Below are 14,994 nucleotides of genomic sequence, written 5' to 3'. Positions count from 1 at the left end.
ACCCGGTGCAACGCAAGTCGCACCGGGTTTTTTGTTGCCAGCGAGCAGCGGATGTCGTGGATCCACCGCCCGCTGTGAACTCGGGGGTTAAGCGCGTTCCAGCGCCAGCGCCACACCCTGACCGCCGCCGATGCACAGGGTCGCCAGACCTTTTTTCGCATCACGCTTGATCATTTCGTGCAGCAGCGTCACCAGCACGCGGCAGCCCGACGCACCGATCGGGTGACCGAGGGCGATGGCGCCGCCGTTGACGTTGACCTTGTCCAGATCCCATTGCAGATCCTTGGCCACTGCCAGCGATTGCGCGGCGAACGCTTCGTTGGCCTCGATCAGGTCCAGTTGGCCGATGTTCCAGCCCGCCTTGTCCAGGCAGCGACGGGTGGCCGAGACCGGGCCGATGCCCATGATCGCCGGGTCAACACCGGCGTTGGCATACGCGGCGATTTTTGCCAGCACCGGCAGGCCCAGGGCCTTGGCCTTTTCGGCGCTCATCAGGATGACTGCGGCGGCGCCATCGTTCAGCGAGGAAGCATTGCCGGCGGTGACGCTGCCGTCCTTCTTGAACGCCGGACGCAGTTTCGCCAGCGATTCGGCGGTGGTGTCGCCACGTGGTTGTTCGTCGACCTTGAACGCGACCGGGTCACCTTTGCGCTGCGGGATTAGGATCGGGGTGATCTCATCGACAAAGCGTCCGGCTTCGATGGCCGCAGCGGCTTTGCGTTGCGAGGCGGCGGCGAAGGCGTCCTGCTGTTCGCGGCTGATCTCATATTTATCGACCAGATTCTCGGCAGTGATGCCCATGTGGTAATCGTTGAACGCATCCCACAGGCCATCGCTGATCATGGTGTCGACGATTTGCGCGTGACCCATGCGCAGACCGGTGCGTGCGCCCGGCATCACGTAGTTGGACAGGCTCATGTTCTCCTGACCGCCGGCGATGATCACCTCGGCATCGCCGCAACGGATCGCTTGCGCGCCCAGGTGCAGGGCTTTCAGGCCCGAGCCGCAGACCTTGTTCAGGGTCATGGCCGGCACGGCGTGGGGCAGGCCGGCCTTGATCGCCGCCTGACGCGCCGGGTTCTGGCCGGCGCCGGCCGTCAGCACCTGGCCCATGATCACTTCATCGACCTGCGCACCGTCCAGACCGGTCTGTTCGAGCAACTGGCGAATCACCGCAGCGCCCAGATCCACCGCGGACACGCTGGCTAGCGAACCCTGGAAACTGCCGATCGCGGTGCGGGTGGCGGCAACAATTACGACGTCTTGCATTTTCGAATTCCTCACTGGGCAGCGAACTGCATTTCCGGTACGTGATCCGGGACGATCAGTTTACCAGCGGTTTTGGCGACGATTTCCTCGACGCTGACGCCAGGTGCGCGTTCCTTGAGGACAAAAGCGCCATTTTCGATTTCCAGATAGGCGAGGTCGGTCAGCACGCGCTTGATGCAGCCGGCGCCGGTCAGCGGCAGGCTGCACCTGGCCAACAGTTTGGACTCACCGTCCTTGGAGGCGTGGGTCATGATCACGATGATGTTGTCGGCGCCAGCCACCAGATCCATCGCGCCGCCCATGCCCTTGACCAGTTTGCCGGGAATCATCCACGAGGCGATGTTGCCTTCAACGTCGACTTCGAACGCGCCCAGCACGGTCAGGTCGACATGCCCGCCGCGGATCATCGCGAAGGATTCGGCGGAGTTGAAAATCGATGCGCCGATGCGCGCGGTCACGGTCTGTTTGCCGGCGTTGATCATGTCGGCATCGATGGTGTCTTCCGTCGGAAACGGGCCCATGCCGAGCAGGCCGTTTTCCGATTGCAGCATGACTTCCATGCCGTCGGGAATGTAGTTGGCGACCAGGGTCGGAATGCCGATGCCGAGGTTCACGTAGTAGCCGTCCTGCATTTCGCGGGCGACGCGCTGAGCCATTTGTTCGCGGGTAAGTGCCATGTTTTTATTCTCCGTCAGCCTGAATTATTTGCGGATGGTGCGCTGTTCGATGCGCTTTTCGAACGTGCCGCAAATGACCCGGTCGACGTAGATGCCGGGGGTGTGGATCTGCGACGGATCCAGCTCGCCGGGCTCGACGATTTCTTCGACTTCGACCACGGTGATCTTGCCGGCGGTGGCCGCCAGCGGGTTGAAGTTCTGCGCGGTGTGACGGTAGACGACGTTACCGAAATGGTCGGCTTTCCAGCCTTTGACGATGGCGAAGTCGCCGGTGATGGACTCTTCCATCAGGTACTTGCGCCCGTTGAATTCGCGCACTTCCTTGCCTTCGGCGACCGGGGTGCCGACGCCGGTGGCGGTAAAGAAGGCCGGGATGCCGGCGCCGCCTGCACGCATTTTCTCGGCGAGGGTGCCTTGCGGGGTCAGGATGACTTCGATGTCGCCCTTGAGAAGTTGCTCTTCGAACAGTTTGTTTTCGCCGACGTAGGAGGCGATGACTTTGCTGATCTGGCGGTCGGTCAGCAGCACACCGAGGCCGAAACCGTCGACGCCGCAGTTGTTGGAAACCACGGTGAGGTCGCGGGTGCCCTTGCGCTTGATCTCGGCGATCAGGTTTTCCGGAATGCCGCACAGGCCGAAGCCGCCGGCGATCACGGTCATGCCGTCTTCAAGACCGGCCAGAGCTTCCTCGTAGGAACTCACGCGCTTGTCGAAACCTGCCATATGCACCTCTTTTATTATTTGTCGGGCGGCTGGCTAGCCGAATGACTGGAGTGTCTCGCTGGAGAATATATTTGTTAAGTTGATTTTTAAGGTTGATTGATTGATAAAGCTCAACAATTGACTGATTGCAGATACGGAAGCATAGCGCTCATGACCATCAAACAGATCCGCGCCTTCCTCGCCGTGGCTCAGAGCCTGAGCTTCGCCGTGGCCTGCGAGCGTCTGCACCTGTCGCAATCGGCGCTGAGCCTGACCATCAAGGCGCTGGAGGAGGGGCTGGGCGGGCGGTTGTTCACTCGCAACACGCGCAATGTGGCGCTGACCGCCGAGGGCGAATCGCTGCTGCCGCTGGCCCGGCGTCTGATTGCCGACTGGGACAACGCCGAAGACGAAATGCGTCAGCGCTTCAGCCTGCAACGCGGGCGGGTGACGCTGGCGGCCATGCCGTCGTTTGCCGGCAACCTGCTGCCGCCGATCCTCAAGAGCTTTCGCGCGCGCTATCCGAACGTCAACGTCACAGTCAACGACGTGATCAACGAGCAAGTGCTGGAAATGGTTCGCGACCGGCAAGTTGAGCTGGGTGTGGCGTTCGAACCGATGCAGAACACCTCGCTGACGTTTACCCCGCTGTACATCGATCGCTTTGTCGCGGTGGTGCCGCAGGATTCCACGTTGGCCGGGTGCACAGAGATCGACTGGGTGACCTTGCTGCAGGAACCGTTCATTACCCTGCAACGGCCGTCGACAGTGCGGGTGATGCTCGAAGAACACTTGCAGGCCCGGGGCATGAAACTGCCGGTGGAATTCGAGAGCCATCAACTGGCAACCGTCGGGCGCATGGTCGCCAGTGGCCTGGGGGTGAGTGCGGTGCCAGCGTTGTGCGCCGAGCAGATGCTGGAGCTGGGCGCGCATTGCCTGACCTTGAATGATTCAGTGGAGCGGGCGATTGGTGTGCTGACTGAGCCGGGCAATGAACTGTCGGCGGCGGCGCAGGCACTGTTCGATATTCTCAAAGCCGAACATTGATCCTGTGGGAGCGGGCTTGCTCGCGAAGGCGGGGTATCAGTCGAGGAAAGTTTGGCTGAAAGGACGCTATCGCGAGCAGGCTCGCTCCTACAGGGGAATCATCGGTTCAGGTGGTCAGACGTTGCACCAGCAACGGCAGCAGCTGTTCGCATGACGCCTCGATCTTCAGATCCAGCAGGTCATCGGCGCGAGTCTTGCCCAGATTGATCGCCAGCAACGGCTTGCCCCGATCGGCGATCACCCGGCACAGACGAAACGCCGAATAGGCCATCAGCGACGAACCCACCACCAGCAATCCCGCAGCATTCTCTGCCGCCGCCATGGCCCGCGCCGCTGTCGGTTGCGCCACGTTCTCACCGAAAAACACCACGTCCGGCTTCATCCGCTCACCGGCGCAATACGGGCACTGCGGTGTCTGGAAGCGTGCTTCGAAGGCCGGATCGAGCAGGGTATCGCCGTCCGGCGCCTGCACCGCGTCGACCCCGGCCAGATACGGATTCTGCTCGACCATCCGCTGCTGAATGTCGTCACGCGCGCTGCGCTGGCCGCAATCCAGGCACAACACCCGGTGCAGGCTGCCATGCAATTCGATCACATCGTGACTGCCAGCCTGATCGTGCAGGGTGTCGACGTTCTGCGTGATCAAGGCGTTGATCAGTCCCCGGCGCTGCAACTCGGCCAGCGCCTGATGCGCCGCATTCGGCCGCGCCTGGCGCACCCGTGGCCAGCCGAGCATGGCCCGTGCCCAGTAGCGGCGACGGGATTCCGGGGCGGCGAGAAATTCCTGATACATCATCGGCTGCCGACCCCGTCGTACGCCCTCGCTGTCGCGGTAATCCGGGATGCCCGACGGCGTGCTGATGCCCGCGCCGGTCAGCACCACAAAGCCGCCATCGGCCATGGCCTGGTGCAGGGTGTCGAGGTGTTCGCGGGTCGGGCTGTCGAGCATGGTCAGCACTCCGGGGAGGACGATGCCCGCAGGTTAGCATTAACCGTGTGGCGAGGGAGCTTGCTCCCGCTGGACTGCGCAGCAGGCCTCTGTTTTCAGGGTCGCTACACAAACCGACGGGAGCAAGCTCCCTCGCCACCGGTGATAGCGGTGATTTATTTGCGCGCCTCCAGAATCAGATTGAACGGCGTCTGCGTCGCCCGGCGAAAATGCTTGAACCCGGCCTCGGTAAACACCTTGCGCAAGCGCATTTCACCGGCCTGCGCACCCAGCCCCAGGCCAACTTCCTGGGACAGCGAATTCGGCGTGCAGATAAAGGTCGAGGCCGCGTAAAACAGGCGTCCGACCGGGTTGATGTTGTCGTCCAGCGCATCATTGGCAAACGGCTCGACCAGCAGCACCGTGCCGTCGTCCTTCAATGATTCGAACGCATGCCGTGCGGCGCCGACCGGGTCGCCCATGTCGTGCAGACAGTCGAAATAGCAGATCAGGTCATAGTCGTCGCCGGGGTAGCTTTTGGCGTTGTTCTGGAAGAATTTTGCCCGGCTGCTGACGCCGCCTTCTTCGGCGCGCTGGGTGGCGACGGTGATCGACGGCGCGTGATAATCGAAACCGACGAAGCGCGAGTTGGGATACGCCTGGGCCATGATCACCGTCGAGGCGCCGTGGCCGCAGCCGATGTCGGCGACTTTGGCGCCTTTTTCGAGTTTGGCGACCACGCCGTCCAGCGCCGGCAGCCATTCAGCGATCAAGTGACCTTTGTAGCCGGGGCGAAAGAAGCGTTCGGTGCCGCTGAACATGCACGGATGGTGATCGCCCCAGGGCAGGGCGCCATTGCCGCGCATGGCTTTGACCAGTTTGTCCTTGTCGTGGAAAAACGAGGCCACCACACCGAGCCCGCCGGCGACGTACACCGGCGAGTCTTCCACGGCCAGTGCCAGCGCCTGCTCTTCCGGCAACCGAAACTGGCCATCGTGATGCTCCATATAGCCGGACGCGACATGTGCGCTGAGCCATTCGCGTACCAGACGCGGGTTGCAGGTGGTTTTTTCGGCGAGGGCTTGCGGGGTGATCGGCTGACTGTCGGCCATCGCCCGGTACAGCCCGAGTTCTTCGCCAACGATGACGTTCGCCAGCATCGCGGCGCCGCCCATGTCGTTGACCAGTTTGCCCATGAAGGCGTTGAGTCGTGTTTCGTCCATCACGAGTGCTCCTGATACAGGATCACCGTCCGGTGGCAAAACGTTGTCGAGGCATGGGCCGCAGGGCGGTGGTCACAGAAGTGGGCAGGGCACAGCTGACGTCGTCCTGCAATCCCCCTCGACTGGGTAATGAAACAGTCTAGTCGTGCTGGGGCAAGATGCAGTGTTTGTGCCCCGTGCAAATTTCAATGTGGGAGCGGCGGTACGAAGATTCGACTTGCTCGCGAACGCGGTGTGTCAGTCGATGCATCAGGGGCTGATACACCGCTTTCGCGAGCAAGCCCGCTCTCACAGGTGATTGGTGTGGGGGTCAGCGCAGGGGCAATTTCAACTCCGCGCACAGGCCTCCGCCCTCGCGGTTGCTCAGGGTCAGTGATCCGCCGAGGGCCATGGCCAGTTGCTGGGCGATGGCCAGGCCCAGGCCGGTGCCGCCGGTGCTGCGGTTGCGCGAGTTTTCCACCCGGTAGAACGGCTGCATGACCTGTTGCAACTCGGCTTCGGCAATGCCTGGCCCGCGATCAAGGATTTTGATGCAGAGACCGTCGTCGGTGTCGACCTGCAACTGCGCAGCACCGGCGAATTTCAGTGCGTTGTCGGTCAGGTTCACCAGCACCCGGCGCAGGGCCTGGGGACGGGTATCGATCACCGCCGCGCTCTTGCCGCTCAGCTGCACGTCCTTGCCCATGTCCTGATAGTCGAACACCAGGCTGTCGAGGAACGAGTCGAGATCGGTGCGCCGGCTTTCCTCGGTCGAGCCGTGGATGCTGCGGGCATACGCCACGCCTTCGCGCACCAGATGCTCCATCTCGCCGAGGTCGTTCCACAGTTTGTCTTTCTCGACCGAGTCGTCCATGAACTCTGCGCGCAATTTCATGCGGGTGATCGGGGTTTGCAGGTCATGGGAAATCGCCGCCAGCAGTTGCATGCGCTCTTTCAGGTATGCAGCGATGCGCGCCTGCATCGCGTTGAAGGCCCGTGCGGCGTAGGCCACTTCGGTCGGGCCTTGCTCGTCGAGCATCACTGGATGGGCGTTGGGATCGAGGGATTCCACGGCATTGGCGAGGCGGGCGAGGGGGCGTATGGCAATGCGCACCGCCAGCCAGGTGCAGGCGATCAGCAGCGCCAGTTGCCCGAGCAACACCCCCGGCAGCCACGGCGACAGCGGCGGCATGGCCGGGCGCACATCGATGGTCAGCGGGCTGCCGTCGCTGAGGCGCAAATGGGCCTGGAAGTGTTTTTTCTCCGCGGGAAAACGGCTGAAGGACAGCGGACGGGCGCCGCCGATCGCACTGCTGATCGAGGTCGCGGCCACCGGTACCTCCTCGGCGTCGAGCGGGGCGCCGGGATCGCCGTCGTTCAACCGATAATCGTAGTTGGTGCGAGCCAGTCTTGGCAGCCAGGCGGGGCGCTCCTGCGCGGGCAAGCGGTCGAGGATTGCAACCGACGTCGAAACGTCGTTTTGCATATTGCTGAGCATGGTGCTTCTGGCGCTTTGGAAACGCTCGTAATACTGCGCGCCAAACGACAGGGCCTGGGCCAGGATCAGCCCGATCAGAAAGATCAGCGACAACCGCGAAGCCAGGGTGCGTGGCCAATGCAGCTTGAGGCTCATGCCGAGGCCCCGAGGATTTCCACCGGTAGCGAAAAAACATAACCCTCGCTGCGCACGGTCTTGATGTAGGCCGGCTCACGCGCATCATCAAGCAGGCGCTGGCGCAAACGGCTGACCAGCAGATCAATCGAGCGATCAAACAGATCGGCTTCGCGGCCCTGGGTCAGGTTGAGCAATTGATCACGGCTGAGCACCCGTTGTGGATGATCGAGGAACACCCGCAGCAAACGGTATTCGGCACCACTGAGGGCGACCAGTGTGCCGTCATTGTCCAACAGATGCCGGGCCGAGGTGTCCAGTTGCCAACGGCCGAAGGCCAGCAGGCGACCGCTTTCGGTGACCACCAGATTCGGTGGCAGCATGCGCGTGCGCCGCAGCACCGCGTTGATCCGCGCCAGCAGTTCGCGGGCGGCGAACGGCTTGGTCAGGTAATCGTCGGCGCCCATTTCCAGGCCGATGATGCGGTCGGTTTCATCGTTGCGCGCCGTGAGCATCAGCACCGGCGTGGCCTTGTGCTTGCCCACGCGCAATTCGCGGCACAGCTGTAGGCCATCATCGCCGGGCATCATGATGTCGAGCACAATCAGGTCGACGGTGTTGGCTTCGAGAAAACTGCGCATCTGCCGACCATCGGCGACCACGGTGGTGCGCAGTCCGTTCTTCTTCAGGTAATTGCCGACCAGCTCGCGGATCTCGCGGTCGTCGTCGACGATAAGGATGTGATCGACATGTTCCATCGGTGCAGAACCTCTATCAAAGGGCAATGCCATGCAGTCTATCGAGCCTGCACCGGCTTGCCTGCCCGGGTTTGTATTGCAGTGTATCTGGCGTAATGGCGGATACATACACATGCAAAAACGCGATTTTTTCAGGGTTTTGTATCGCTGTGTATCTCCGGGCGGTGGGGATACACAGTGATTGATAGCGGTCGTTTCCTGACACAGACGCGATACCTCACGCGCCTCAAATAGGCTCCATCGAGGCCCACACAGTTTGCCTCGGCTCAACCCATACAAGCCTTGAGGAAACCACCATGACGCACAAAACCGTTGTCGCCGCCTGCCTGTTCGCCGCCCTGAACATCTGCACCCTGTCGGCCCGGGCCGAAGCCGATGTCAGCCCGCACACCTACACCTACGGCACACACCTGGACATCCAGAAAGTGCTGTCGATGACCGAGGACAACGCGGTGAACTGCGGCATTATCGATGCGCGCATGACGTACCTGGATTCGGCCGGAAAAACCCAGGTGCTGGATTACCGCAAATTTGCCGATGGCTGTAACAACCAGAACTGAGTGCTCAGATGCATCGACAGTCACCGCCGCGCACATCAATGGCTCACAGGTCGCGCACCATGAGCCATTGCTCGTTGTCCCACGCGCGAAAGCGCTCCAGCACTGTCCAGCCGCGTTTGGCGTAGTAGTCCTGCTTGCTCTGCGTGTGCAGATAGAAACGTGCGAAACCGCGCTGTTTCGCCGCCTGGCTGATGCCATCGATCAACCGCTCTGCCAGCCCCTGGCCACGCGCTTGCGGGCTGACAAACACGCACGCCAGCCACGGGCCGAGATCCGGACGCAGGGCCAGATCCGCCCGGGCCAGCGCCGCACCGCCGAGCAGGCGCTCGCCGTCCAGCGCAATCAGGCACGACCAGTCACCATTGTTCTGGCCGGCAGCGAACTCGCGTTGCCATTCGGTCAAGGGTTGCTCGGCGTATTCGTAGGCGAACTGGCGGTGGATCCACGCGGCGTAAGTGTCGCTGTGCTGCGGGTGATCGACGAGCCATTCAAAACGCAGGGACATGATGGAATCCATTCACGGAGGACGGGAAGGCATAAAAGCCGATTGCCCTACGCAATGGCAATCTCGGAGTGTCTCGAGGCCTTTACAAAAAACCGCCACTCATCGGCCCGGCCGTTGTTTTGCCGGCTCTTCGGACGATTGGCAGGGACGCCATCGACCCTCGGCGCGATAGTGGATGAGCAGGGCCACTGCCGGCCCTGTCACTGATAAAAAGAACGCGAGGTTGCCATGCCGAAATTCGTGATTGAGCGCGAGATTCCAGGGGCCGGAAAGCTGTCGCCGCAAGAACTCCAAGCCGTGTCGCAAACCTCCTGCCAGGTGTTGCGTGAACTCGGGCCACAGGTGCAGTGGCTGCAGAGTTACGTCACCGCCGACAAAATCTATTGCGTCTACATCGCCCCTGACGAAGAGCAGGTTCGCGAGCACGCCAGGCTGGGTGGATTCCCGGCCAACAGCGTGGCGCGGGTGATGACGGTCATCGACCCGACCACGGCCGAATGAAGTCCTTCTACCTGCTGCGGAGCACGATTGATGAGTACTCCCATTGATCTGACGGGTCTGAAAGAGCGCCAGAAAGTCGCCTGGGCCAGCGGTGATTACGCGGTGATCGGCACCACCTTGCAGATCGTCGGCGAAAACCTCGCCGAGGCCTGCGACCTGCACTGCGATGAGGAGGTGCTGGATGTCGCGGCCGGTAACGGTAATGCGACTCTGGCGGCGGCGCGACGTGGTTGTCAGGTGACCTCGACCGACTATGTCGCGGCGCTGCTGGAGCGGGGACAGGATCGGGCGCGGGCCGAGCATCTGGATGTGATTTTTCAGGTCGCCGATGCCGAAGCGTTGCCGTTCGCCGACGAGAGTTACGACGCGGTGCTGTCGACCTTTGGCGTGATGTTTGCCCCGGATCAGGCCACTGCAGCTGCAGAACTGGCGCGGGTCTGCCGAAGGGGCGGGCGCATCGGTCTGGCGAACTGGACACCGGAAGGTTTCGTCGGCCAGATGTTCAAGGTGCTTGGTCGCCACGTCCCACCACCCCCCATAGCCCAGCCACCGTCGAACTGGGGCACTGAAGCGTGGTTGCACAGCCACTTCAATGAGCGCGAATTTCTGCTGCAGGTCACCCGCCGCACCTTCAACTTCCGCTATCGCTCGGCGGCGCATTTCATCGACATTTTCCGCCACTGGTACGGGCCGGTGCACAAGGCCTTCGCGGCATTGCCGCCGGAAAGCGGGCAGGCGCTGGAGAGTGATCTGGCGGATCTGCTGAACCGCTCGAACCGGGTGGGAGAGAAGTCACTGGTGGTGCCGAGCGAGTATCTGGAGGTGGTCATCACCAAGCGCTGAATGTTCAGAACCATGCAAAACCCCTGTGGGAGCGGGCTTGCTCGCGAATGCGGTGGATCAGTAGACAGAATTATTGACTGGACAGACGCATTCGCGAGCAAGCCCGCTCCCACAGGTTTTAGGTGTGGCGATCAGGCCTATTTCAGGTGCGGCCGATCAAACCACTCCAGCGCCGTACGCCAGATGCAGATCCCCAGAAAGTACGCCGACGCCAGCAGCCACAACCCCATCACCAGCGGATTGATCACCGGGTGATTAAGCACCAGCGACAGGCTGCACAGCAGCCAGATGGCCGTCACCGCGATGTTGATTGGCATGAACCGGCGTACCCGGAACGGATGCAGGAACTTCATGCGGGTCACGGTCAGCAGCGCCAGACCGATGATGGTCAGAAAGGTGATCCACGGCCCCGGGTCGATGATGTACAGGCACAGGGCAACCACGTTCCACGCGGCGGGGAAACCGACGAAATAGTTGTCCTTGCTCTTCATGTTGACGTTGCAGAAACAGAACAGCGACGACACCAGAATCAGCGACACGCTCAGCAGCAGGGTGTAGTCGGGCAGGGGAATGTAGCGATAGATGAACAGCGCCGGAATGAACACGTAGGTCAGGTAGTCGATCACCAGATCGAGGATCGAGCCGTCGAAACTCGGCAGCACCGATTGCACATTGACCTTACGCGCCAACGCCCCGTCGAGACCGTCGACGATCAATGCCACGCCCAGCCACATCAAGCAGTGAGTCGGCTGGTTCTCCAGCAGGGCGAGGGTCGCCAGGAAGGCTGTGACCACGCCGGTCGCGGTAAAACCATGGGCGCCCCATGCTTTGAGCCTGGCGATGTGTACGGTCGATATCACAGGGGCGTTCTCCAGAAAAATGAAGCATGCCGGTTATCACCCTCGGGCAAAGGGCGCCGGCAAACCAGGTCGGGGTTGCAGCTATCGACCGGTTTGGCCGGGATAAGGTTCACCACCTTTGAATCTTAGCTGCCCGCACAAAAAATACCTCGGCGAAATCTGCCAGCGTCAGCCAGACGGTGCTGGCGCGCCGGCGTCGGCGGTCTATTGTTGCCTGACGCATGTATTGCCAATGGCTGAGGACGAGATCATGAACACCAGTGATTTGCTCGAACAACTACTGCGGGGCCAGGCCTCGGCGGGACAACAAGGTGCTGGTTCGGCCGGCGCTGGGCTGGGTGGATTGGGCGGTTTGCTTGGCGGTCTGTTGGGTGGCGGCGCGAGTACCGGCGCCAGTGGCGCGCAGTCTGGCGGGCTGGGCGGTTTGGGTGGATTGCTGGGGGGCTTGCTTGGCGGTGGCGGCAGCGGTGGATTGGGTGGCGCGCTCGGCGGGGCACTCGGCGGCGGGGCGCAAAGCCGTTCCAGCGGCACCCATTATGCGGCACTGGCCTCGCTGGGGATGATGGCGTTCCAGGCGTATCAGGCCTGGCAACGCAGTCAGGCGTCGGCGGCGCCACAACAGATTCCGCCAACCGCAAATCTGCTGGCCGGGCCCGAAGTCGAGGAGCACGGGCATGCTGTGCTGCGGGCGCTGATCGCGGCAGCCAAGGCTGATGGTGAGATCGATGACCGGGAACGGCAGATGATCGATGAAGAGATTGGCAAACACACCGACGATCCACAATTGCAGCAATGGTTTAACGCTGAAGTTGCCAAACCGCTGGATGCGAACGAAGTCGCGCAGGCGGCCAACGACGACCCGGCGACGGCCGCCGAAATGTACCTGGTCAGCGTGATCCTGGTGGACGATCAGCAAGACGCCGAACGCAACTACCTGGATGAACTGGCTGCCGCGCTGCAGATCGACCCGCAATTGCAGGTGCACCTGGAGGCTCAGGCCAAAGGTCAGGCCTGAAGCACTGTCAAAAATCGCGGTCTCGGGCAGCCCGTGCCGGGACCGCGATGCTCCGTCCGTCAGGGCAATTTTCATGTCGATTGAATTTTTCTCCGTAGCGGTTGCTCTGCTGATGTAGAGGCGTGAAACAACGCCCTGACCGGCCAACCGAACGAGAACACTGACATGACTGCCCTGACCCCTCTGCAGGCGCCGAGCGCGCAGCAACAGCCCATCATTGCCGACGGCGATCTGCGGCGTATTTATGAGGCACTGCTGCTTGAGGATGCGCCTGAAACCCTCGCGCAGGATTTTCTCGCCGAGCAGTTGCAGCGCGCCGCGCTGTTGCCCGAAGAACTTCCGCAGGATCCGTCGGCGTGGCAAGGCTGGGTCGCCGAACATTGCAAAGAAGTTGCCCGGCAGTACGCCGATTACCTGCAACAGCGCCAGGCCGGCGGACCGCGTCAGTTCTTCAGCAACAAGGCTCACGCGTTGTACTTTCTGCAAGCCGTGGCGCCGACCAAACTGGTGGATGGCGCGTGGCTGTACGGTTTGTTGGCGCAGTGGCGCGACCCGCGTTTCGACGGGTTGCTGTGTACCTATCTGGAAGAATTGGGCGACGGCAATCCGGCGCAAAACCACGTAGTGATCTACCGCAAACTGCTCGCCGAACACGGTTTGCAGGACGCCAGCGCTATGGCCGATGAACGCTACTTGCAAGGCGCGCTGCAACTGGCACTCGGTGCCTGTGGCGAAAGCATGTTGCCGGAGGTGATCGGCTACAACCTCGGCTACGAACAACTGCCGCTGCACTTGCTGATCAGTGCCTATGAACTCAGCGAGTTGGGCATTGATCCTTACTACTTCACCCTGCATGTGACCATCGATAACGCCAGCACCGGCCATGCGCAAAAAGCCGTGCAGTCGGTGCTCGACCTGTTGCCGCTGGAAGCCGATCGCGACGAATTCCTGCGCCGGGTATCGCTGGGCTATCGACTCAACGATCTGGGGCAGGGCAGCCGCGCGATCATCGAAGGTTTTGACCTGGAGCAGGAAGTGCTGGCGATGCTCGAGCGCAAGCGCCCGTTCGGTCAGCACATGCATTCCGACTACTGCCGTTTCGAAGGCAAAACCGTCAATCAGTGGCTGGCCACGCCCGAACAGCTACCGGGTTTCCTGCAGGCAATGCAGGACAAAGGCTGGATCAAACGCAACGAAGATCCGCAAGCCAGCCGTTTCTGGCAATTGATCGACGGCGACGGCGCGGCAATGTTCGGCGTGTTCAGCCCGTATGAAAAGCAACTGCTGCACGACTGGATTGCCGGCGACTGGACGCCATCCGACCAACGCAAAGCACCACGGCGCAGCCGTCAGGTCGCCACCCCGGACGCCGCCGTGCCCGAACACGATCCCGACGTACAACGCCTGATGTCTGCCCTGCAAGGTCAGGATGGACACGCGCAAATGGCCACGCTGATCCCTTGGTTGTCACCGGCCCGCCATGCCCACCCGGCGGGGCTGCTGGCGACACGTCGCTTCATCGAACTCAAATCCAGTCTGCGCTAAGGAAATCTCCATGAATCAGGAAGAACAACTGTCCGCCAATGATCTCACTCTGCTGCAACTCGGCCGGCGCTTGCAGGCCGACGGCTACCGTTTCATCACGCCGACGCCGTTGACCCATCAGCGAGTCAATCAGCGTGACGAAGGGCAGGTGGCCGATACCCTGCGCGACGTGTTCGGTTGGTCGCGTCCGTTCGAACCTGGCTTGCTGTCCGCCGATGAACAGCGGCAGTTGCAGGATGCGCAAGTGATTGACGTCTACGACGGCCGCTTGAAAAGCCGGGTGCGCTGGTCGAGTCTTGATGACTTGTTGTTCGTGCATTCCGGCTTTCCCACCGATGCCGCCGATTCGGTGTTTTTCGGCCCGGACACCTACCGTTTCGCGCAGCTGATTCACGCGCATTTGCAACAGAGCTTCGCGCCGATTCAGCGTGCGGTGGACATTGGCTGCGGCGCCGGCGTCGGCGCCATCCTGATTGCCCGCGCACGGCGTGAAGCGCAGGTGCTGGCGGTGGACATCAATCCTGCCGCGCTGCGTCTGACCGCGATCAACGCGGCATTGGCCGAAGTCGCGAATGTCGAGGTGCAGGCCAGTGATGTGCTGCAGGGCACCGAAGGCAATTTCGACCTGATTGTCGCCAACCCGCCGTACATGGCCGATCCGGCCGGGCGTGCTTATCGGCATGGCGGTGGCTCGCTCGGCGCCGGACTGTCGCTGCGCATCGTCGAGCAGGCGCTCAATCGGCTGGCCCCCGGTGGCTCCTTGTTGCTGTACACCGGCGTGGCGATGGTCGATGGCCGCGATCCGTTTTTCGACACCGTGGTGCCACGTCTGGATTCGACACGATTCGGCTGGACCTATCGCGAACTGGATCCCGACGTGTTCGGTGAAGAGTTGTTGAACCCCGGGTACCAGCGCGTGGACCGGATCGCCGTGGTCGCGCTGACCGTGACCCGCATTGGCTGACACAAG

At 61.9% G+C, this 14,994-nt stretch carries 16 protein-coding genes; 7 read left to right on the top strand and 9 right to left on the bottom strand.

All coding sequences use genetic code 11. The annotated features are described in order from the left end of the window. Positions 1 to 87: 87 nt before the first annotated feature. The 3 genes from V3W27_RS15375 to V3W27_RS15365 are packed head-to-tail and all read right to left on the bottom strand — an operon-like array spanning position 88 to position 2,669. Positions 88 to 1,269, bottom strand: a complete 1,182-nt coding sequence (locus V3W27_RS15375; protein WP_027611652.1) for an acetyl-CoA C-acetyltransferase — start codon at positions 1,267 to 1,269, stop codon at positions 88 to 90. Between the two features lie 11 nt (positions 1,270 to 1,280). After that, positions 1,281 to 1,946 carry a CoA transferase subunit B gene (locus V3W27_RS15370; protein ID WP_027611653.1) on the bottom strand — a complete coding sequence of 222 codons (666 nt, stop codon included), beginning with the start codon at positions 1,944 to 1,946 and terminating at the stop codon, positions 1,281 to 1,283. Between the two features lie 24 nt (positions 1,947 to 1,970). Continuing rightward, positions 1,971 to 2,669, bottom strand: a complete 699-nt coding sequence (locus tag V3W27_RS15365) for a CoA transferase subunit A (RefSeq protein ID WP_098964529.1) — start codon at positions 2,667 to 2,669, stop codon at positions 1,971 to 1,973. 150 nt (positions 2,670 to 2,819) lie between these two features. Between V3W27_RS15365 and V3W27_RS15360 the strand changes: the two genes are divergently transcribed. Next, positions 2,820 to 3,695 (top strand): LysR family transcriptional regulator, encoded by an 876-nt coding sequence (locus V3W27_RS15360; RefSeq protein ID WP_330206975.1) that lies wholly within the window; start codon positions 2,820 to 2,822, stop codon positions 3,693 to 3,695. Positions 3,696 to 3,801: 106 nt separating this feature from the next. Here V3W27_RS15360 and V3W27_RS15355 read toward each other — a convergent pair whose 3' ends face one another. The 4 genes from V3W27_RS15355 to V3W27_RS15340 form a co-directional block, all read right to left on the bottom strand. Then, positions 3,802 to 4,644, bottom strand: coding sequence for an NAD-dependent protein deacetylase (locus V3W27_RS15355; protein ID WP_330206974.1), 843 nt, complete (start codon positions 4,642 to 4,644; stop codon positions 3,802 to 3,804). Positions 4,645 to 4,799: 155 nt separating this feature from the next. Continuing rightward, a complete protein-coding gene (locus V3W27_RS15350; RefSeq protein WP_330206973.1) occupies positions 4,800 to 5,846 on the bottom strand; it encodes a class I SAM-dependent methyltransferase in 1,047 nt (348 codons plus the stop codon). A gap of 310 nt (positions 5,847 to 6,156) precedes the next feature. Next, a complete protein-coding gene (locus tag V3W27_RS15345; RefSeq protein WP_330206972.1) occupies positions 6,157 to 7,458 on the bottom strand; it encodes an ATP-binding protein in 1,302 nt (433 codons plus the stop codon). Next, positions 7,455 to 8,195, bottom strand: coding sequence for a response regulator (locus V3W27_RS15340; RefSeq protein ID WP_027611658.1), 741 nt, complete (start codon positions 8,193 to 8,195; stop codon positions 7,455 to 7,457). Before V3W27_RS15340 ends, V3W27_RS15345 begins: the two co-directional genes overlap by 4 nt. 296 nt (positions 8,196 to 8,491) lie before the next feature. Between V3W27_RS15340 and V3W27_RS15335 the strand changes: the two genes are divergently transcribed. Continuing rightward, a complete protein-coding gene (locus V3W27_RS15335; protein WP_027611659.1) occupies positions 8,492 to 8,755 on the top strand; it encodes a DUF2790 domain-containing protein in 264 nt (87 codons plus the stop codon). A 43-nt stretch (positions 8,756 to 8,798) separates the two neighbouring features. Here the strand turns inward: V3W27_RS15335 and V3W27_RS15330 are convergent, their stop codons facing one another. Further along, positions 8,799 to 9,260 (bottom strand): GNAT family N-acetyltransferase, encoded by a 462-nt coding sequence (locus V3W27_RS15330; RefSeq protein WP_330206971.1) that lies wholly within the window; start codon positions 9,258 to 9,260, stop codon positions 8,799 to 8,801. Between the two features lie 228 nt (positions 9,261 to 9,488). Between V3W27_RS15330 and V3W27_RS15325 the strand changes: the two genes are divergently transcribed. Both V3W27_RS15325 and V3W27_RS15320 read left to right on the top strand, forming a co-directional pair. Further along, positions 9,489 to 9,761: a DUF4242 domain-containing protein gene (locus V3W27_RS15325; RefSeq protein ID WP_007962415.1), complete on the top strand. Its 273-nt coding sequence runs from the start codon at positions 9,489 to 9,491 to the stop codon at positions 9,759 to 9,761. Between the two features lie 30 nt (positions 9,762 to 9,791). Then, on the top strand, positions 9,792 to 10,604 hold the full coding sequence (locus tag V3W27_RS15320; RefSeq protein ID WP_247268832.1) for a class I SAM-dependent methyltransferase: 813 nt from the start codon (positions 9,792 to 9,794) through the stop codon (positions 10,602 to 10,604). Between the two features lie 137 nt (positions 10,605 to 10,741). Here the strand turns inward: V3W27_RS15320 and pcsA are convergent, their stop codons facing one another. Beyond that, positions 10,742 to 11,464, bottom strand: a complete 723-nt coding sequence (pcsA, locus tag V3W27_RS15315; protein WP_027611662.1) for a phosphatidylcholine synthase — start codon at positions 11,462 to 11,464, stop codon at positions 10,742 to 10,744. 250 nt (positions 11,465 to 11,714) lie between these two features. On the opposite strand from pcsA, the gene V3W27_RS15310 reads away from it, so the two are divergent. The 3 genes from V3W27_RS15310 (at position 11,715) to V3W27_RS15300 (ending at position 14,988) form a co-directional block, all read left to right on the top strand. Continuing rightward, entirely contained in the window at positions 11,715 to 12,479 is a 765-nt protein-coding gene (locus tag V3W27_RS15310; protein ID WP_330206970.1) for a tellurite resistance TerB family protein, read from the top strand. Positions 12,480 to 12,644: 165 nt separating this feature from the next. Further along, complete coding sequence (locus V3W27_RS15305) at positions 12,645 to 14,024, top strand: iron-containing redox enzyme family protein (RefSeq protein ID WP_330206969.1); 1,380 nt, start codon at positions 12,645 to 12,647, stop codon at positions 14,022 to 14,024. Between the two features lie 10 nt (positions 14,025 to 14,034). Beyond that, positions 14,035 to 14,988, top strand: a complete 954-nt coding sequence (locus V3W27_RS15300; protein ID WP_330206968.1) for a class I SAM-dependent methyltransferase — start codon at positions 14,035 to 14,037, stop codon at positions 14,986 to 14,988. Positions 14,989 to 14,994 lie beyond the last annotated feature (6 nt).

Source organism: Pseudomonas sp. AM14(2022) (assembly GCF_036346455.1).
GTDB classification, from domain to species: Bacteria; Pseudomonadota; Gammaproteobacteria; order Pseudomonadales; family Pseudomonadaceae; genus Aquipseudomonas; species Aquipseudomonas putida_A.
Note: the sequence above shows the minus strand (reverse complement) of the source record. Positions and strands in the feature narration are given on the sequence as shown.